16 protein-coding genes are annotated in these 20,244 nt (G+C 49.5%); all 16 read right to left on the reverse strand.

Annotated elements, in window-relative coordinates:
- Positions 1 to 17 precede the first annotated feature (17 nt).
- The 16 genes from KIK04_RS05900 to KIK04_RS05975 all read right to left on the reverse strand — a co-directional run bounded on the left by KIK04_RS05900 (position 18) and on the right by KIK04_RS05975 (position 20,159).
- Positions 18 to 878: a branched-chain amino acid ABC transporter permease gene (locus tag KIK04_RS05900; protein WP_232277369.1), complete on the reverse strand. Its 861-nt coding sequence runs from the start codon at positions 876 to 878 to the stop codon at positions 18 to 20.
- A 59-nt stretch (positions 879 to 937) separates the two neighbouring features.
- A complete protein-coding gene (locus tag KIK04_RS05905; RefSeq protein WP_232277370.1) occupies positions 938 to 1,645 on the reverse strand; it encodes an ABC transporter ATP-binding protein in 708 nt (235 codons plus the stop codon).
- Positions 1,614 to 2,429 (reverse strand): ABC transporter ATP-binding protein, encoded by an 816-nt coding sequence (locus KIK04_RS05910; protein ID WP_232277371.1) that lies wholly within the window; start codon positions 2,427 to 2,429, stop codon positions 1,614 to 1,616. The genes KIK04_RS05905 and KIK04_RS05910 overlap by 32 nt, the downstream gene beginning before the upstream one ends.
- A 14-nt stretch (positions 2,430 to 2,443) precedes the next feature.
- Positions 2,444 to 3,724: a substrate-binding domain-containing protein gene (locus KIK04_RS05915; RefSeq protein WP_232277372.1), complete on the reverse strand. Its 1,281-nt coding sequence runs from the start codon at positions 3,722 to 3,724 to the stop codon at positions 2,444 to 2,446.
- Between the two features lie 89 nt (positions 3,725 to 3,813).
- Complete coding sequence (locus tag KIK04_RS05920) at positions 3,814 to 7,152, reverse strand: ATP-binding protein (protein ID WP_232277373.1); 3,339 nt, start codon at positions 7,150 to 7,152, stop codon at positions 3,814 to 3,816.
- A 117-nt stretch (positions 7,153 to 7,269) separates the two neighbouring features.
- Positions 7,270 to 9,150: an AMP-binding protein gene (locus KIK04_RS05925; RefSeq protein ID WP_232277374.1), complete on the reverse strand. Its 1,881-nt coding sequence runs from the start codon at positions 9,148 to 9,150 to the stop codon at positions 7,270 to 7,272.
- A complete protein-coding gene (locus KIK04_RS05930; protein ID WP_232277375.1) occupies positions 9,119 to 10,303 on the reverse strand; it encodes an acetyl-CoA C-acetyltransferase in 1,185 nt (394 codons plus the stop codon). Before KIK04_RS05930 ends, KIK04_RS05925 begins: the two co-directional genes overlap by 32 nt.
- Before the next feature lie 77 nt (positions 10,304 to 10,380).
- The gene (locus KIK04_RS05935; RefSeq protein ID WP_232277376.1) at positions 10,381 to 10,551 is read right to left on the reverse strand and encodes a hypothetical protein; all 171 of its coding nucleotides are present in this window, start codon (positions 10,549 to 10,551) and stop codon (positions 10,381 to 10,383) included.
- A gap of 353 nt (positions 10,552 to 10,904) precedes the next feature.
- Positions 10,905 to 12,563: a putative polysaccharide biosynthesis protein gene (locus KIK04_RS05940; protein WP_232277377.1), complete on the reverse strand. Its 1,659-nt coding sequence runs from the start codon at positions 12,561 to 12,563 to the stop codon at positions 10,905 to 10,907.
- A gap of 17 nt (positions 12,564 to 12,580) precedes the next feature.
- The gene (locus KIK04_RS05945; protein WP_232277378.1) at positions 12,581 to 13,066 is read right to left on the reverse strand and encodes a DUF456 domain-containing protein; all 486 of its coding nucleotides are present in this window, start codon (positions 13,064 to 13,066) and stop codon (positions 12,581 to 12,583) included.
- Positions 13,067 to 13,091: 25 nt separating this feature from the next.
- Positions 13,092 to 13,829, reverse strand: a complete 738-nt coding sequence (locus KIK04_RS05950; RefSeq protein ID WP_232277379.1) for a Cof-type HAD-IIB family hydrolase — start codon at positions 13,827 to 13,829, stop codon at positions 13,092 to 13,094.
- 171 nt (positions 13,830 to 14,000) lie between these two features.
- Positions 14,001 to 14,882 (reverse strand): metal ABC transporter permease, encoded by an 882-nt coding sequence (locus KIK04_RS05955; RefSeq protein ID WP_232277380.1) that lies wholly within the window; start codon positions 14,880 to 14,882, stop codon positions 14,001 to 14,003.
- Positions 14,879 to 15,835 (reverse strand): metal ABC transporter permease, encoded by a 957-nt coding sequence (locus KIK04_RS05960; RefSeq protein WP_232277381.1) that lies wholly within the window; start codon positions 15,833 to 15,835, stop codon positions 14,879 to 14,881. The genes KIK04_RS05955 and KIK04_RS05960 overlap by 4 nt, the downstream gene beginning before the upstream one ends.
- A 6-nt stretch (positions 15,836 to 15,841) precedes the next feature.
- Entirely contained in the window at positions 15,842 to 16,627 is a 786-nt protein-coding gene (locus KIK04_RS05965; RefSeq protein ID WP_232277382.1) for a metal ABC transporter ATP-binding protein, read from the reverse strand.
- 96 nt (positions 16,628 to 16,723) lie between these two features.
- Positions 16,724 to 17,692, reverse strand: a complete 969-nt coding sequence (locus KIK04_RS05970; protein WP_232277383.1) for a metal ABC transporter solute-binding protein, Zn/Mn family — start codon at positions 17,690 to 17,692, stop codon at positions 16,724 to 16,726.
- A gap of 241 nt (positions 17,693 to 17,933) precedes the next feature.
- Complete coding sequence (locus KIK04_RS05975) at positions 17,934 to 20,159, reverse strand: peptidoglycan D,D-transpeptidase FtsI family protein (protein ID WP_232277384.1); 2,226 nt, start codon at positions 20,157 to 20,159, stop codon at positions 17,934 to 17,936.
- Positions 20,160 to 20,244: the final 85 nt, after the last annotated feature.

The following is a 20,244-nucleotide window of genomic DNA, read 5'->3' on the forward strand; positions in this document are numbered from 1 at the left end:
CTAGATCCCATGTCGATTTACCCCCTCGCCCCGAATAGCCCCGACGGCTTGATTAACAATACGAGAACCATAAGTAGCATATTAACCGCCAGCGACAAATCGGGCACATAGTAAGACATAAACGCCCCCGCCAAGCCGACAAGCACAGCCGCGAACAGCGAGCCTTGAACGCTGCCCATGCCCCCGATGACGACCACAATAAACGCCAAGATTGCAAACTGCATACCCATCTCTGCAAAAATAACACCCGAATACGGAGCCAATAATGCTCCACCAAAAGCAGCCAAACCTGCGCCCGCCATAAATACGACTGTAAATACGAAGCGAATATTAATGCCTAACGCCTGCACCATCTCCGGATTCATGACCCCTGCCCGAACGATGAGTCCAAGCTTCGTCCGCTTAAGCACGAATAGTAAGCACGCGAATACGAACAAGCCAGCTACGATAATGAATAAGCGATACTTAATAAAAATGATCCCACCCAGCTCCCAACTTCCGCTCAACAGCGGTGGAGTATCGGCTTTGAGCGGATTGGGGCCGAATACGACTTTTAAAGACTCACTTAAGACGAGCATGACCCCTAAAGTGACTAAAATTTGCGAAATATGATTGTTGTATACGGGCCGAATAACGAGCCGCTCCATCACAAATCCGAGCAATACCCCTGTTAATACCGCTCCAACGATTGCCACGATGAACGATCCTGTCGCAGCGTACAGCCACACTCCGCTGTAAGCCCCCCACGCGAACAGACCACCATGTGCAAAGTTAAGCACGCTCATTAAGCCAAAAATAAGTGTTAAACCGGATGCGAGCAAAAAGATAAGCATGCCTGTCGCCAATCCGTTTACGAATAAATTGACGATACTGTTCAACTGCACTCCCCCTCTCAACACTTCCGCCTCATTAGTTGTTCAACTTAAGCACTAAGCAATTAAGCAATACCTAGATATTTACGCCGTGCCTCCTCATCGTCCCGCAGCTCCACCATCGAGCCGCCGCGCACGACACGCCCCTCATCCATCATGTAATAGCGCTCGCCAATTTGACTGGCCATCATAAAGTTCTGCTCCACGAGCAGTACGGTCGTCTTTTCCTTCATCTGCATCAGCGCTTCCATCAGCTTCTCGACCATGATCGGAGCTAAGCCTTTACTTGGCTCGTCGATCAGTAGCAGCCGATTGTCGTTTACATAGGCCCTGACAATAGCCAACATCTGCTTCTGGCCACCACTTAGCAGACCACTTTTCCGGTTCCACAGTTTAGATAAATCCGGAAATAATTCAAGCGCCCATTCCAGCCGCTCCTGTGAAGCCTCATCTTGGGAACGCATCGCAACACGTAGCGTCTCACTTACCGTTAAATCATAAAAAACCCCTTGATCCTCCGGTACGTAACCGATCCCTTTTCGCGCAACAAGATGAGTTGGTAGCGCTTCCAATCTTTCGCCACTTAACGTAATCGTGCCTGTTGTCACCGGAGACAGCCCCATAATCGAGCGCAGCGTTGTCGTCTTACCAGCACCGTTTCTGCCTAACAACACTGTAATATGGCCCGTTTGCACCTCAAAAGTGACGCCTTGTAAAATGTGATACTGACCGATATGTGTCTCAATGGCTTCCACTTGCAGCAGTGCCGACATCGTACAGCCCTCCTAAATAAGCCGCTTGCACGGTCTCATTTTTCATAATGTCATCAGGTTGCCCGTCCGCGATCAGTTGTCCATTGAACAAGACGGCGATCGTATCCGACAGATCGAGCACCATGTCCATTTTGTGCTCAATAAGCAAAATCGTTCGGTCGCCTTCCTGCTTAATCCGGCGAATCACTTCTAAGATGGCTGGCACTTCTTCCACCGAAATGCCGGCAGTCGGTTCGTCCAGCAGCAGTAAGTCGGACTGCAAGGCAAGCAGCATCGCCATCTCCAGCTTGCGCTTCTCCCCATGCGCTAAATGTGCCGCAGTCGTCAGTTCGCGCCCCTGCAACAGCACAAGCTCCAGCAGTTGCACCGCAACCTCCTCAAAGTGGCGATATTTACGCGCCGAAGAATACCAATTAAAACGCACGCCTGCTTGCGATTGGACAGCTAGTCGCACATTTTCGAGCACCGACAATTGGGGAAATACGTTCGTAATCTGAAACGATCTTCCCATCCCAAGTCGGGTCCGTTTAAAAGGTGGGAACGACGTCACATCCGTTCCCTTGAATCGAACCGTGCCTGCGCTCGGTTGAATTTGACCGCTTAGCAAGTTGAATAACGTCGTCTTGCCGGCTCCATTTGGGCCGATAATCGATTTAAATTGTCGCTTCGCTACGTGCAAATTGACCTGATTGACGGCCGTATGTCCGCCAAACGCAACCGTCAATTGACTCGTCTCCAAAATCGTCTCCCCTTTAGGTTCCGATCCATGCTTCATTGTGGTCATCCGTGTTCAACCTCCTAACGCTGATTCCGCACAGGCGGTGCCGTCTCCTCTGGTGTCAGCTCGCGTACGAATATCGGAACCGGATAGTCGAATTCCGGTCGACTTTCTAGCTTCACCGCGTACAACGTCTGCAACGCTTGATGGTCCTCTGGCCGGAACGTCATTTTTCCTTTTGGCGTGTCGAACGACATTCCCTCCATCGTCGTAATAAGCTGCTCTACATCGGTAGCGCCGTTCGTCTTTTTGATCGCTTCTACGATCGCGATCGCAGCTGACATGCCGCCTGGCGTAAACAGATCCGGCACTTCGCCGTTAAAACGTTTTTTGTGCTCAGCTACGAGCCAACTATTCACGTCATTCGCTGGCAGCGAATGATAGTAAACCGAGAAGCCTTCCATTCCATTCAGCTCTTTCATCGTTCGCAGCGCGGCAATATCAGGTGCGCCGGTCGAAATTTTGATACCTTGGTCTCGCACCTTCATATCCTCCAACTGCTTCCAAGGTGTATTTGCACCTGCCCAGACGACGAATAAATAGTCCGGCTTCGCACTTACTATTTTTTGAATATGAGCCGTAAAATCGGTCGATGTCGCATCTGCATACTGTTCAGCCACAATGTCCGCGCCCAGCTTGACAGCCGCATCCTTAAAAGCAGCGACGCCGTCACGTCCAAAAGCACCATCTGGCGCAAACGTTGCAATTTTCACACCTTGCTTGGCAATGGCCGCCGCTCCGGCAACCGCATCCTGCGATGAATTGCGCGCCGTGCGGAATACGTATTTGTTCCACAGTTCACCCGTAATGCTGTCGGCTACTGCTGGCTCAACGATCATAATTTTTTCATACTCTTCGGCCAAAGGCAGTACCGCTAACGTATCCCCCGAACTAGAAGCTCCAACCAAGAAATCAACTTTATCAGTTTCGAGTAGCTTGGTCGCCTTTTTCACCGCAACATCCGGCTTTGTCTCTGTATCTTCCACAATAAATTCGACCTTGCGGCCCGCGACCGTCTTCGTTCCGCCTGTAGCATAGTCAAGGCCTAGTTCGAATCCTTGCACGGTCTGCTTGCCATAACTCTCCAAAGCCCCCGTCAAAGAAGCGAGTACGCCAATGCGCAATGGGGCTGCCCCCGTTGATCCTGCCGTTCCATTTTGACCCGCTTCCGTCTTCGTTCCACCATTGTCTGCACCACTTGATCCGCCTGACCCACCCGTTCCGCATGCAGATACGAACAATACCATTAGTCCGAGCAAGAGCAGCATGGCTCTGTTCCTCATTCGCCGTTGTTGTTCCATCACAAAAACCCCCTTATGACTCCGTTCTAGCTCATCATAAGGGGGATCGGTTACAAATCAGTTGCACAGAAACAAAGTACCTACAGTGCCTAACAATCTAGGTCAATATGGAGGGTCACTAAATCTAAAATGGCCGGCATCGGCTGCACACCTAGCTCCTCCAACAATACTTTTTGGCATTTGTGATACCATTTCACAGCTTGATTTCGATTGTTTTTTTGAAAATGGCATTGGATCAGCAGGCGATACGCCTCTTCCCAGCAACGATCTTTCGCCAGCATCTGTTCTGCCCAGCCAATCGCTTTATCGTAGGCCTTCATCTCGGTGTAGCACTGGGCTAACCGCTCCGCTCCCCGCATATACAGCACTTGCAGTCGCTCGCGCTCCTCGATGCACCAATCTTCATAGCGGCGGTCGGGCATATAATCGCCACGATATAACATTAGCCCTTGCTCTAGCGCTTGGACAGCAGCGCTCAAGCTCTCTGCTTCTAGTCCCTTACGTACGTCACGTTCGAATTGAACCGTATCAAGTACCCACCCCGCAGCTTCGTTAAGCTGGTAGGCAGATCCTTGCCGCACGATAAAATAAGACTGCGCTCGTGCGCGGCGATGCGGTTCCAATGCCGTCTGGAGCGCGTTAAGCGCCACCTTAAAGTCACGGTTGGCCGCCTTTTCTGGCGCGTGGGGGAACAACAGAATAAGCAACTCTTCTTTAGTGAGCGGTTGATGTCGCTTCGTAACGAGCAGTTGAAACAGCTCCTTCGCCTTCCCACGCTGCCAATCCTTATCCTCTAACTGTAGATCGCCTAGTCGGACTCGAAATAGTCCTAGCGTTTCGATGCGCAAAGTGTACCCTGGATGGTATCCAAGCCGATCAAGTCCCCATTCACTTAGCAGTGAGGAAGCGTACCCTGCTTGAATATTTTGCTTAACAGCTTCTATGAGCAGCGGAATCAACTGCTGCGTATCAGCAGGTCCGAACATCGTTCGCTGTACGAACAAAAAGCGGTAGCCTCGTTGATCGGCCTGCGCCAAAAATCGCTCCATCACGAGCGCAAACGCTGGTTCCTCCTCCATGCGGTAAGTGACAATCGCCAGCCACATAAGCGACACCGTCGTTCCATAATGGTCGCCACACACTTCAAATCGATCCACACATTCACGGAACTGCCGCTCCGCTTCTGCTAACCGATCACCGTAAAACAGCGCGATCCCTATACTTAAGCTGATAAGCCCCGCTAGCCATCCGTCTTGTGCCTGCTCTGCCTCATCCAGACCTCGTTGTCCATATCGCAAAGCCGTTTCCGTTGAACGAGCACGGCCGTACAATAAACATAGTCCCATCAACGGTTCAGCACTGCCGCGTCTGACGTCGAGCCGATCCATAATCGTGGACGCTGCTTGATAGCACTCGGAAGCCACATTCAATTCGTACACGCCCATTAATGGAGCCGCATGCCCCATGCGCATCCAACCACAAGCTTCCACAAAAGGAGCACGCAGGCGGATGCCATGCATCATCGCTTTCTCTGCCTGCTCCTTCGCTTGTTCAGGCTGGCCTGCTAGGCTATGAATAAGCGACAGCAGCAAATCAACTTCGCGATGCGAGCGCGACAATGTTTTGCCATGAAAGCTCGCGCTCCGATAAAGCTCCCCTGCCTCTGCCTCTAATTGTTGCGCGCGCTCTAGTCGTGCTTTGGCTTCGCGCAACTTGCCTGTACGCAAGCATAATCTCGCTTCAAAAATAAGATCATTTCGATGAGGCAGCAGCTGCAGACTGCGCTCATACCATGCCTGCGCTTCAGTGCCACGACCTGCATTCAACATATTTTCAGCCATTAGCCCGTTCAGCCTTGCCAATTGCTCCTGTCGTTCACACGGCACTTGTCGCTTAACTTGCAAGGGACGTTCAAACGGCTGACCGCTCCTTCCAACCGCCACCCCTTCTGGCAGCGATGAGGCAAGCGATACCGCCTCTTCGAGCAGCGGCCCTGCTTTGCCAGGCTGAATCGTGTCAAGGAATAGCATCGCCTGACCTTCTAGGGCCGCAAGCCGTCCACGCATGTCCCCCATTAAGGATGCCTCTTGTTCCGCCAAGCGGTAATGTTCCTCGGCCGTGTCATATTGGCAGCGATAACGATAAATATCACCCATCAGCACCCGTAAAAAGGGATATCGTGTCTGCACCCGCTCCGGCACGTGCCGCAAGCCATTATGGACAAGCTCCAGATGACCACCTCTGATCAGCTCCACCCCTACTTGCTGCAACAGTTGTGCGGTCTCGTCTACATCTGCCAGCTCAAGCGCATGCGATAAAGCCATGTCATATCGTCCTCGGCCTACGAACACATGCATCGCTTGTCGATGCAGCGCGGCATGCCGCTCAGGCTGCCGCCGTAACTGATCACGCAGAAACTCGCGGAACAACGCGTGGTATCTGAATTGATCCTCGCCAATCGCGGTCAAAAATCCATCCCCACACAGCTGCACAAGCAGCTCGTAAGACCCTTTTCGTCCCCCAATGGCGTCGCACCATTCGCCTGTAAGCTCATCCAAAATGCTCGTTTCTAACATAAAAGTACGCATCAACGACATTTGCTTCTGAAACAGCTCCAACGCTAAAAATTGAAACAAGTCATGCATCGACTCCCGAGGCGCATTCAATATTTGCTCAAGTTCTAGCTGCCCTTTAGCATTCAGCAACTGCTGCCAAATGAGCTGTATCGCAATAATCCAGCCTTCCGTTTTGGTATAAATAAGACGGATCCGTTCCTTAGACAACGGATATTGATAATAATCATGGAACAGAACATCTATCTCTTCTTCCGTAAATGCTAAATCATTTGTGGTAAGCTCCAGCAAATGCCCCCGCAATCGCAGTACCGTCAGCTGCTCCCAACTCGGTCTGCGACGTGATGAAAGAACGAGTCGCAGCGTGTCTCCTTCCGGCAAAAAGGAAATGACCGTCTGCATCCACCGATCAATTGCAAAATGGTGCTCAACGAGGTGATAATCGTCAATGATGAGCAACGTATGCTGTGGCAGATGAATAAGCTCGTTCAAGAAAATTTCAGCCAATGCTCCTGCATCGTCTTCAATCGCACCACTGCCACCTTTGCGCAGTTCAAGCAATAGCGCTTCTCCGAACTGGGGCACGATTTGCCGCAGCGCAGAGACTAAATGTTGTAAAAAGGGGTGGAGATCGTTGTCCTGTGCGGATACGCCATACCAGACGCATTGCATATCTGACGAACGTACATAGGAGGCTAACGCCGTCGTTTTTCCGTAGCCTGGACCCGAAGTCAACAATGTAATGGGCGTCCCCGTAAGCTGATTAAGCCGTTTGGTCAAATGAGGGCGGTGCAGCAATTGTTTTTTTACGGGTGGCGGTGTCATTTTCAATTTAAGTATGTGCTCTTTATTCATCCGCGCCCTTCCTTCCAACATTATCCTTCTGTTATTTTATCACAATTGGAAGGGCTTACATTCATATTTCAAATAAAAAACAGCAGCTCGTCCGCAGACTAACCACTGTTCGATCTGTTACCTCTTAAATAAAGAACGCATCTGCTGTTTATCAAGCTTTCCAACGGATGTCTTCGGCATTTCATTCACAAATACGTAGCGCTTCGGAACTTTGTACTTGCCAATCTGTAAGGAACAATGTTCGACTAAAAGGTCTGGTGTCAGCGCCGAATCTCTGGTCGCGACAATGACGGCAGCTACAACTTCCCCCCACTTATTATCGTTTAAGCCGATAACAGCAGCTTCCAGCACATGTGGATGCTGGAGCAGCAGTCGCTCGACTTCAAGCGGATACACATTTTCACCGCCCGTAATGATTAACTCTTTTTGTCGGCCAACAATGTAATAGTATCCCTCTTCATCACGCAGCGCCAAATCCCCTGTCATAAACCAGCCATTGCGAACGGACTTGTTCGTCTCTATAGCATTATTCCAGTAATAACTGAACAGATGACCGCCGCGTAAAGCAAGCTCTCCAACTTGATATGCCTCCTGTACATCACCTACGCTATCTCCCTCGCCACTTATAATTCTAGCTTCGTTAAACAGCATAGGAACACCTATTGAGCCCCTTTTTTGTTGGGCGATCACCGGATCAATCACAAAGTTATTTGGCCCTGATTCGGTTGCCCCATAGCCTTCTTTAAAGGATAGCTGCCTCTGCGCAAAGGCTTCATACACCGAGGCTGGGCATGGCGCACCGCCAGATAAAAATGTACGCATCTTAGCATACGATGCGGCCGCAAATGCGTTAGACGACACGAGCATATGATACATCGTCGGAACCATAAGCACGATGGTCGTACCCATGCGCTCTAGCAGCTCGGCTGTACGCTCCGCCTCAAAAGAGCGCTCTAGTACAACCGTTCCACCGCTGACGAGAATCGGCAAGGTCAGCGCATTTAATCCGCCCGTATGGAACATGGGCAGCACCGTTACCGTCACATCCTGCTCCGATAACTGCCAGCTCACAATTGTATTCGTCGCATTGCACAAGACAGCGCGATGACTGAGCACGACTCCCTTCGCTTTGCCTGTCGTGCCACCTGTGTAAATCATGATCCATGGTTGCTCAGCATGCTCATCGTTTGCAGCCGCTTCATTGTCATTGCGTTCAAGGCCAGCTGTCCTAGCGGCCTCAACGGCTTCTGATTCCTTCGTTGCTACAGCACTATCAACTGCCTCCGCTCGCTTCGTAGCCGTAGTTCTCTCAGCTACCCCTGCTCGCGTAGTTCCCTTACTTCGCTCAATTGCTTCTGCCCGCTGCGTTGCTTCAGTTCTCTCAGCCCCCCCTGCTCGCGTAGTTCCCTCACTTCGCTCAATTGCTTCTGCCCGTTTAGCCCCTTCAGCACTCTCAATTACCCACTCTCGCTTAGTTCCCTCAGCTGCATCTCCCGACGTATCTAAGTCAGCTAAGTCAGGAACAGCCGTAAGACAGAGACCTGACGGCAAGACCAACGTCTCAACCAACTGAACAATTTGCTCCATTCCACACGCTTCAACGAGCAGTAAGCTAGGTGTGCAATCGACCACGATTTCATTTAACTCCTGTGCATTTAGTCTCCAATTAAGCGGTACAAAGATCGCTCCAATCTGTCCACAAGCGAACAGCACCGCTAACACTGAAAAATGATTAGGCGCCAGCATCGCTACCCGATCACCTCGTTGAACGCCTTGTTCAACGAGCCAATGCGCAAGTTGAGACGCCCGTTGTCCTAACTCACCATACGACCAGCTCTCGCCAGTAGCACCGTCCACGACGGCAGTTCGATGTTGCGATATGCGGCAGCGGTGAGAAAACCATGTCGAACCTAACGAATGAACGCTCAACCGAGTGCCGTGTGCTCTTCCGTGATCCTCTGCGCAATTAGACTGATTCGACGACAACGGCAATGCCATGCCCTCCTCCCACACACAGTGCCGCTACGCCGTATCGAGCTTGGCGCCGTTTCAATTCGTGTAACAGCGTCACGAGTACACGAGCACCGCTCGCCCCAATCGGATGGCCGAGTGCGATCGCACCTCCGTTTACATTCACGCGCTCGACGTCCAACTCTAGCTCGTGAATAACAGCCAAGGCTTGCGCAGCAAACGCTTCATTAATTTCAAACAAATCCATTTGCTGAAGCGCCAACCCTGCACGCTTCAGCGCTGCCTGAATAGCAGGCACTGGACCAAGTCCCATCCATTCTGGCTCCAAACCGACTACCGCCCAGCCACGGATGAGGCCTAGTGGCGCCGCTGCTTCATAAGCAGCTAACTGCTCAGGCGCGCATAGCATCAGCGCGGCAGCCCCATCGTTAATGCCCGACGAGTTGCCTGCGGTCACAGACCCTGTCGGCACAAACGCGGGCTTAAGCTTGGCCAACGACTCGGCCGTCGTGCCAGCACGCGGATGCTCGTCGCGCTCCACCAAGCGTGTGCCACCTTTCCGCTCCGGCACACGAACCGCGACCAGTTCCGCCTGAAACCGTCCGGCGGCAATAGCAGCCTCCGCCCGCGCCTGACTTTGCGCGGCGAACTGATCCTGCGCCTCGCGGCTAATGCCGTATCGCGTTACAATGCGTTCTGCCGTGATGCCCATCGGTTGTTCAAGTAGCGCACAGGTCAGTCCATCTCGCTGCACGGAATCCAGCAGCACGCCATGGCCGTAGCGATATCCACCTCGCGCTTGTGTAAGCATATAAGGTGCTTGCGACATGCTCTCCATTCCACCTGCAATAACAACGCTCGCTTCGGCGGTGCGGATGCTTTGCCCGCCAAGGATAACGGATTGCAGCCCTGACCCGCACACCAAATTCACGCTAGCCGCCGGAGCATGTACGGGCACTCCTGCTGTTAAAGCGGCTTGGCGTGCCGGATTTTGTCCCCCTCCGGCTTGCAATACTTGCCCCATCCAGACGTGTTCCGCACACGTAATCGGCACGCCTGCACGCAGTGCCGATTCTCTTATAACCGTTGCCCCTAATTGGGCTGCTGTCACATCTTTTAGCCCGCCCTGAAACGTACCAATGGGTGTACGCACCGCACTAGCTATTAAAATATCTTTCAAATCAATCGCCCCCTGCTATCAACTTACTCATTTGATTCCATATCAAACTCCACAGCAAATTCAACTCTGTCTATTAGTTAACAAGAAAGCAGTTGCAATTCAGTTGCATAGTAGGAGCTCAAGATGAGCGAGTCCATCAGCAATGGATAGACGGCGATAATGTCTTTTAAAAGGTGGACACACACCATATAGCAGACAGCGGCCAACTTGCCATACAAAATAACCATATGCAGCATGAAATCACGCATTTTAGACTAGATGTGGGAGTTGGAACAGACAGAGATACGTATCGTTCGCAAGAAAAGGTGTCTCCTATTTGAAAGACAGATCAGCTTACAATTCCTTATATAGTGGACATAAATATGAAATGAAGTGACGTTGCGTGACTTTACGTGACGTAATGTGATATGATGCGATGCAATTATTTCACAATTAAGTGGCATACAAAATATAAACCACAAAAAAACAACCCCTTCACACCACGTGCTCGCTGCACGCGTTCATGTAAAGAGGTTGCTATTTTAAATACCGATTCTAATCAACTCTAATCGATCTAACTACTGATTCATTTTGTTGCGTATACTATCTTACTTATTAACCTCTAGCCTCTAGCTACGCTGCCCTGCAATCGCATTAACGGACGCAGTGCCTTCTGCACCATTCGTGGGTACGAGCCAAGCTCGTCCTGCCGCACCACGCGGAACAAGACAAGACCAACAATGAATAACGCGACCACAACAACGCCAACTACACCTGCCGTTAAGAAGTAAGCTAACTTAGCCGGGATAAAGGCAACCGTTTGTTCGCCGAGCCACTCCACGCTGTACCCAACAGCACCCGCTAGCACGACTGCCATCAAGAAGCCAATCCAGCGCGTGCCAAGAACAGCGAATGGCACTACCTTTTTCATCACGCGCAGATTAAGCCACGTAATAATGAGGAAGCTGACCATCGTTCCAGCAATAATACCATAAATGCCAAACCAGTTAACGAGCACAAAGCTCATAATGAGCTTAATAATAATTCCGAATGTAACGCTTATCATCGCGATGTATGGTTTGCCCAGACCAATTAAGATCGAGCTAGACGTCATCATCGTAATTTGGAAAATGGTACCCAGCGTCAGCATCGCAATAATGGCTGACCCGTCTATCGTACTGAACAGCAAGCCGTTAATCGAATATGCGGCTACTACAAGTGCAAGTACAATCGGCATGCCGCTCAAGACGGAAATCCGCATGGCCAACGTCGTCTGCCGCTGCAAATGGTTCATGTCCCGCTTGGCGTAAGCTGCCGATATAACCGGGATTAACGACGTGCTTAGTGCAATTGCCAAAATGGGCGGAATACCTGCGATCGACTGTGCACGCTGTCCAAGAATACCGTACATATGCTTCGCTGTTTCGACATCAATTTCGCGTGAAAGCAGCGGAATCGTAATCGATGTATCGATAAAGTTAACTGCTGGTACAGCCAACGAAGCGATAACAATAGGAATCGACATGGCAAATATCGATTTAAAAATGGTCTTCAGTGGCAGATGCTTCGCTCCTGCACGACGGGCCTGTAGCCCAGCCATACGGTCTGCGGCACGCAGCTTGCGCAAGTAATACACCATAACGGCAAATGCGCCGATGCTGCCCAACACGCCACCAAATGAAGCCCCTGCCGCTGTCCACGCTTGGGATGCATCACTCTGCATCAAAATATAAGCTAGGCCAATGGCCGTAAACACACGCAAAATTTGCTCTACAATTTGCGAAACACCGCTCGCCTGCATCATGTTGCGGCCTTGCGTGTATCCGCGCATCATGGCGAGTACAGGGAACAATAACAATGCCGGAGCCAAGGCGCGAATAGCAGGCGCTGCTTCCGGCAATTGAATCAGGTTCGCGTACATTGGCGCGAGCACAATAAGCAGCGTCGTCATCACGACGCCGGAAATTAATCCAAATAGCAGGGAAGCATAATATACACGCTCAGCTTCTGCTGCTTTATTAAGCGCATAGCGCTCAGATACCATCTTACTTAGCGTACTTGGAATACCTGCCGTTGCTATGGCAAGTATGACTAAATATACCGTTTGCGATGCCGCAAACGCAGCGTTACCTACCGAGCCAAGCATATGCTCTAGCGGTACACGCTGAAACAAACCGAGCACCCGCGCAACTAATGTTGCTGCGGCAATAATGAGCGTCCCCTTTATAAACGAATCCTTCGCCAAGCGTTTCCCTTCTTTCCCTATGCTAGCCCAAACCATCAAGTACAATTATTCGTTTAAAATACAAACACCCACAAAATAAATAGAATAATCATGGCGAACTGTAAAATAAATTTAACGACGATACTCGTAAACAAGCCCACCACAGCACCAACTGATGATTTAAGTGCTCTATTCATTTCCGAGCCTATAATGAGTTCTCCAATAATTGCACCTAACAAAGGCCCTAAAATGATACCAAAGGCAGGAATGACGAACGGTCCAACGATAACTCCGATCGTACTACCTATTATAGATGCCTTTGAACCGCCAAACCGTTTCACACCCCAAGCGCTAACGGCATAATCGGCCAAGAACAGCACAGCGACAATTAGTGTCTGTATCGTCCAGAAAAACCAGCCGAATGGCTCAAAGGAGAAGAAAAATCCATACGCAAAAAAGGCTGCGTATATCGCTAATGCCCCAGGTAAAATCGGGTAAATAGCCCCTGCCATACCTACGACAAACAGTGCGATAACGCTAATCCAACCGAGGATTTCCATTCAAACCCCACTCCTATTCAATTGTTTATGTTAAAATGTGTTGGCGAATGACTTGGGCAACGCCGTGCTCATTGTTTGTACTTACGACGACATCAGCCGCTTCCTTTACTTCATCTTGAGCATTTCCCATCGCTACACCGAGTCCTGCTTGCTGAATAACAGCCAGATCATTCAAACTGTCACCAACCGCAACGACTTGAGACATATCAAGACCTAGCAATTCACACACCGACCGAATGCCGGAAGCCTTGCTAATGCCACGCGGGTTAATCTCAATATTTTGCAAAGAAGAATTAGTTAGTTCCAAACCACCCATTGCACGTAGTTCCGTTAAAATATGTTGAAGCTTTTGCTCATCTTCGGTAAAATAACCGAACTTCAGCCATTGTTCGCTATCAATGTCCGCATTCCAATTTTCACGATTATACAACCGCTCGGTAGAATACGCCCAGAACCAAGAATCATACGTCTCAGATAGTTGAACCATCTTTTTCATCGCATCGCGTTCTAGCAAGTGACGCACATGCAGTTCGTGCGGATTTCTCCATACCTCACTACCGTTGACCGTAACGACAGGGGCATCCAACTGGAGCTGCTCAATGTAAGACATCGCATTTTGAAGAGCTCGTCCCGTAGAGAACATAACCGTCACACCCGCAGCTCGTGCATCTTGAATCGCTGCTACTGTTTCGCTGCTAATATTGTGGTCGTCATCGAGAACGGTTCCATCCATATCTAGAGCCAGTAATTTATATTTACTCATGTTTGTCACCACACCATTCTTTTCGCTGTCATACGAGCATGCATTTCATGATTTACAGCAAATTTGCATAACGCCATTGTATCATAACGCCCTAAGCGCAACAAAGTTAAAAAAGGGTTTTGTCATTGCCAAAGCAACAACAAAACCCTTCTATGCTCAAACACGGTTCGATTATACCGTCTGATCCACAAGCCGACGACGTTTCAACGCCCGCATTAACAAGCCGTGTGACGGCGAGAAAATAAGGGCAATCACGAACAACACGCCTGCCACCGAGACCATCATGCCTGCAATGGAAGCGTCCAACCATGCAGCTGCATAATAGCCGACAACCGCACACACAACGCCAATAGCGACACTGTACGCGATCATGACAGACAAGCGCTCTGTCAGCAGATAGGCTGTAGCTGCTGGCACAATAAGCATACCGACTACAAGAATTGCACCTACGCTTTCAAAGGAAGCAACCGTCGTCATTGAGACGAGACCCATTAGCATGTAATGGAACAACGCTACCGGAATGCCACATGCAAGCGCCATGGCAGGATCGAACGCACATATTTTAAATTGCTTATAAAATAGACCTACTAGCAGGAGGATAGCAAGTAAGGTTACACCTAGTATCCAGACCGCTTTTGGAACTGTATCGATGCCAAATACACTGATCGTATTCCAATGTACATAAGCGATCTCTCCGAACAACACACAATCCAAGTCCAAATCCACTTGACGTGCATTCAAGCTGACGAGCACAACGCCAACTGCGAATAGGGCGGTAAATACGACCCCGATCGAGGCATCTGCCTGCACACCGCTGTTCTGAAACATTTGGATCAGAAACACCGTGACTAAGCCGAGTACAGAAGCACCTAGCAGCATCGCAAATGAGTCACGTGTTCCGCTCATCATAAAGGCAATCACGATGCCTGGCAATACCGAGTGGCTAATCGCATCACCGATCATAGACATTTTGCGCAGCACGAGGAAGCAGCCTAAAATACCGCATGTAATCGCCACGAGCGCGCCAGTAAGTATAATCCAAAAGTCTGTCATAGCGAAGCCCCCTTCTGCACATGCGTCTGCTGCTCCGCGTTACGAACACGCTCGTTCTCCAATATAATTGCCCGATCATTGTTGATCCGGTGCAGCCAACGCGCCAGTAGACCGCGGCGCGGTGCAAGCAGCACTGATACAACAAACACAAACGTTGCCGCTAACACGCTAACCGGACCCGTCGGCAAGTTGCTTACCGTAGCACTGACGAGCGTGCCGATAATCCCACTGATCGCTCCAAAAATTCCGCTCAACGTTACCATGACACCAAGCTTATCCGTCCAATAACGTGCGGACACCGCAGGTGTGATGAGCAGCGCTGCCATCAGTACGATACCGACAGCCTGAATACCGACAACGACTGCAATAACGGTGAACAACATAAGCAATTGTTCCAGTACAGCTACTGGGAAGCCAAGCCCTCTCGCAAAGCCAGGATCAAAGCTAAGCAACTTAAACTCTTTGAACAAGAGCATCGAAGCAAGCACGATAAGCAGCGATACACCTATCATCATGTAAACATCGCTCTTCATCATCGAGGCTGCTTGCCCGAACAAAAATTTATCCAAGCCACTTTGGTTTCCGTTGCTCGAATGTTGAATTTGCGTTAATAATACGATTCCAACTCCAAAAAAGACCGATAATATAATGCCCATCGCTGCATCTGCTTTAATCCGCGTATAACGCGTGATCACGCTCATACTTGCTGTTGCCAACATCCCCGAAAGGAATGCTCCGAGAAAAAAGAGCGGTAACGACTTCACGCCTGTAAGCATAAACGCGATACAAATGCCCGGTAGAGCTGCGTGCGCCAGCGTATCGCCCACGAGACTTTGCTTACGCAAATAGGCGAAACTACCCACAATACCACTCATTAGCCCGAGCAGCGTACAACCAATCAAGATCCACTGCGTGTTCGGATCCAATAATACACTCATCAGCCAGTCCAACATTGCTTATCACCTCGATCCTACAATGACAGCGCCATCCTGTGGACCGATTACCGTTAAGCGGCCCCCGTACGTTTGCTGCAACGTCTCTGTAGTAAATACGTCCTCGGTCGGTCCGTAGTCGATCATATCGACATTTAAGAGCATGACCCAATCGAAATATTCCTTAACGGTTGCCAAATCGTGATGGACGACGAGCACCGTCTTCCCTTGCTGCTTCAATTCATTCAACAAGTTGATAATCGCCTTCTCGGTCATCGCATCAACACCGACAAAGGGCTCATCCATAAAGTACAAATCCGCATTTTGCGCCAGCGCGCGTGCAAGAAAGACACGCTGCTGCTGCCCACCGGACAATTGGCTAATTTGACGCTGTGCAAAGTCAGCCATGCCAACTTTGGACAGGCAATCCATCGCAATCTCTTTCTCCTTTGCTCCAGGGCGCTTAAACCAGCCGAGATGCCCGTAACGTCCCATCATCACGACATCCAACGCGTTGGTCGGGAAATCCCAATCGACCGATTCACGCTGCGGCACATAGCCGACTCGCTTGCGCGTATCCGCATAAGGCTTGCCATAAATCTCGACATCGCCGCTAACTTTCGGGATCAGACCTAACACCGATTTAATTAAGGTCGATTTACCCGCTCCATTGGGGCCGATAATACCGATCAATTTTCCTTCGGGAATTTCAAACGAAACGTTGCGCAATACGGGTTTTTTCTGATAAGCAACGGTCAACCCTTGCACACGCAATGGAGACTGTGATTGTTGTGAATGATTATATTGTGTCATATGACCTTCTCCTCCCTGCGATAGGAGCGAACAGCCAACATATCGTTGCTGTTCGTTCCATCTTCCTCTATACGTTTAAGTTGTATGATGTCGTGTTTATTTCAAAGCGTTAACTATCGTATCCACATTATGACGAACCATTCCGATATATGTGCCCTCTTTCGTTCCTGCTGGGCCCATCGCATCGGAAAAAATTTCACCGCCGATTTTTACGGCATGTCCTTTTTGCTTAGCTCCTTCAATTACTGCTTCAATTCCTTTCGTCGAGACGCTACTTTCCACAAATACCGCTTTGATCTGGTTGTCTACCAAAAAGTTACGCAGCTCCGATACGTCTTTGCTGCCATACTCGGATGCTGTACTCATCCCTTGCAGCCCGACTACTTTAATGCCGTACGCATCCCCAAAATAACCGAATGCATCATGAGCCGTTACAAGTACACGACTCTTGTCTGGAATAAGCGCGATTTGTTCGCGAGCGTACGTATCAAGCTCTTGTAACTCCTTTAAATACGCATCCGCTTTACGCTTATAGTCGTCCGCATTTTTGGCATCCTTCTCGATGAGCGTATCGCGAATCACTTCCGTCGCTTTCATCCAATGCTGCACATTAAACCAAATGTGAGGATCATGGGAATCTACGCCAGCTGCCGGATCAGCCAGCAACTTCGCTACAGGTACATCTTTAGCTACCGCGACTGTCGTCTTATTTCTACTTAGCTTCTCAAATACGTCTACCATTTTTCCTTCTAGCAGCAATCCGTTATAAAAGACAATATCTGCTTGATCCAGCTTCTTGATGTCACCCTGCGATGCTTTGTAATAGTGCGGGTCTACACCCGGCCCCATCAAACTCTCCACGACCACATGCTCGCCGCCGATGTTCTGGGCAACGTCAGCAATCATCCCGATCGTAGCCGTAACTTTCAGCTTACCATCAGCGCCGCTATCCCCTTCGGCCTTACTGTCCGCGCAGGCAGCTAATGCAAATACCATACTCAAAAATAAAATCGTCATCATAAATCGCTTTAGTGCCGAATTCCACTTTACCGGTTTCCCCTTCATGCCCAACACTCTCCCATTAAATGTAATTATGATTAAATATATTATATTTTTACTTTACACAAGACTGTTGGTTAACATCCTCTTTGTTTATAATACACAAAAAAGTTTCATTGATGCAACTTTTTCGGTAAAAAAAAGGAAAAACTTTGCTGTATCGTATGCAGATGCACGTGACTTGGTGCCGTTCCGCCTTGATACAACAAAGTTTTATGTGGTTTAAGCTTATATGTTGAGATACGTATTAGTCACCGCGACGTGTGGTGTTTCCTGTGCTTTCGCCTGTGCCGCCTCGCGTATTGGCACCTGATCCTGCTGCACCACCAGTTGTACTTCCAGTTCCGTTCCCCGTAGAGTTCCCAGATGCATTACCATTCGTGCCCGTGCCATTGCCGCTTGCTCCTGTACCAGTGCCAGTCGTACCTGTAGTACCCGACTGATCCGTCTTTGGCTTCTTCGGCACACCGTCCAAGCCGTACACATCATCATAAGCGTCAAAAATTTGACGCGCGATCGGCGCAGCACCGAAGGAACCGAAGCCGCCCTCTGGAATAACAATAGCCACGGCCAGCACCGGATCTTTCGCTGGCGCATACGCGATAAATACAGCGTTGTCCACTTTGCCGCCTCCTGGAACCGGAGTCTCCGACGTACCTGTCTTACGAAGATAATCATACTTGAAGCCGTCAAAGCCGTGGGATACACTCTTCATCCCTTGCTCGACCTTATTCCAATAGCGCTCCTCAATCTTGATTTCATCCAGCACTTCCGGCGTGAACTCTTTAACCGCTTTACCATTCGCATCGACAATTTTGCTTACAAATTGCGGCTTCAATCGCTTGCCATGAGTAGCTAACGTCGTCGTGAATTGCGCAAGCTGGAGCGTTGTATACTTAGCACCTTGACCAAACGAAGCAAAGGCAAGTGCAGATTGCTTCGAATTTTTCTCCGCCTCAGCCATATAGTCCTTGATACCCTTTTGCTCGCCAGGCAATCCACTGCCAGTACTCACACCTAAGCCAAACGCTTCCATATATTGATCCCATATTTCCAGACCATCTTTCGCTTGACGTCCTAATAGCCGTTGACCAATCATATCGATCATAAAGGCATTAGAGGACACTCTTAGTGCTTCGGCTGCTTCAATCGAGCCATGCACTTTTCCGCCGGAGTTCTTAATTTGTCTCTCGTAACCTGTACGACCAATCGACGCATAACCACGGTCATAATAATATTCATTCAAGCCAAACAAGTTCTCTTGCAAGCCAATCAGTACCGATAATGGCTTGACCGTGGAACCGAGCGGAACTAACGAGCCCGGATGTCTGTTGCGATCCTTGCTGTCCTCATAAGGCGATGGCACATCTCGAATGGCACCATTGTTCATATAGAACTTAATATCTTCATAATCGTCGCTACTAATCTGACCATTACGCCATACTTTCGGATCATAGTCAGGACTACTTACCATGGCAACAACATTGCCCGTCTTGACTTCCATCGCCACCGCGTATCCTGTACGCGCATAAGGCGCACGTTCAGAGCGATTCGAAGAGTTACGAATTTTCTTTAAATGCGTCGTCATCGCCTCTTCTGCACGCAGCTGAATATCACGATGCATCGTCATATGCACATTGTGGCCTCGTTCAGGCTTCGTCATTTCCATTTCACCGATAATGCTGCCCGCTACGTTGACAGGGAACTTTTTCACGCCATTCTTACCACGTAGTTCCTCTTGGTACATACGCTCGATTCCGTCGTAGCCGACAGTTTCATGCTCCAAATACCTTAACTCTTCAGGCAACTCGGCCCGATTCTTATAAAGGCTTTCATAATATTTATCAGTCGTACGTACGCCTCTAAATTTTTTCGTATAGCCGACGAGCTGGACCGCGATCGAATTCTCATCGTAGTTACGCACACTGTCCTCTACAATTTCGACACCTGGATACTCCGGCTTATGCTCCAAGAAATAAGCAATTTCTTTCTTGGTCAGGCCTGTTTTGAGTAATCGAGGCACATACGTATAACTGTGCGCACCGTTCAAGTCCATTTTCTTGAAAATTTCCTCGGCAGTCAGCGGCTTTTGCGCTGGGTCGCCAAACTTTTTAAATAATTCAGCTAATTGCTTCGCGAGCTCTCTCGCCTCAGCTGTATTTTTCTCATTTTTATGATACTTCTTCTCGATGTTGAAATAGAGAGATTGCGTCGAAGTCGAATAGGCGATCGGCTTGCCAGAAGCATCAATAATAGAACCGCGATGCGGTGGAATCGCTGTAGTCTGATAGGCCAAATTAGCCTCTTGCTCTTTCAACTTAGGGCCTTCTACGAACTGTAAAATAGCTAAACGAACAATGAGTACCGTAAATACAAGAAAAGTTATGAAAAAAAATAAGTTCAACCGAAACGAAAAGTTTCGGCGATTGATGACTTCACGTTTCTGCGGATCGTTATCATGTGGATGACTCAACGCCTATCATCCCTCCCTACAAGTATTGTTCAACTAAAATAGTTTACCATAGATGAAGACCGATCTTCAAAGCATGAACAGATGC

It is taken from the genome of Paenibacillus sp. 481 (assembly GCF_021223605.1).
Classification (GTDB): domain Bacteria; phylum Bacillota; class Bacilli; order Paenibacillales; family Paenibacillaceae; genus Paenibacillus_B.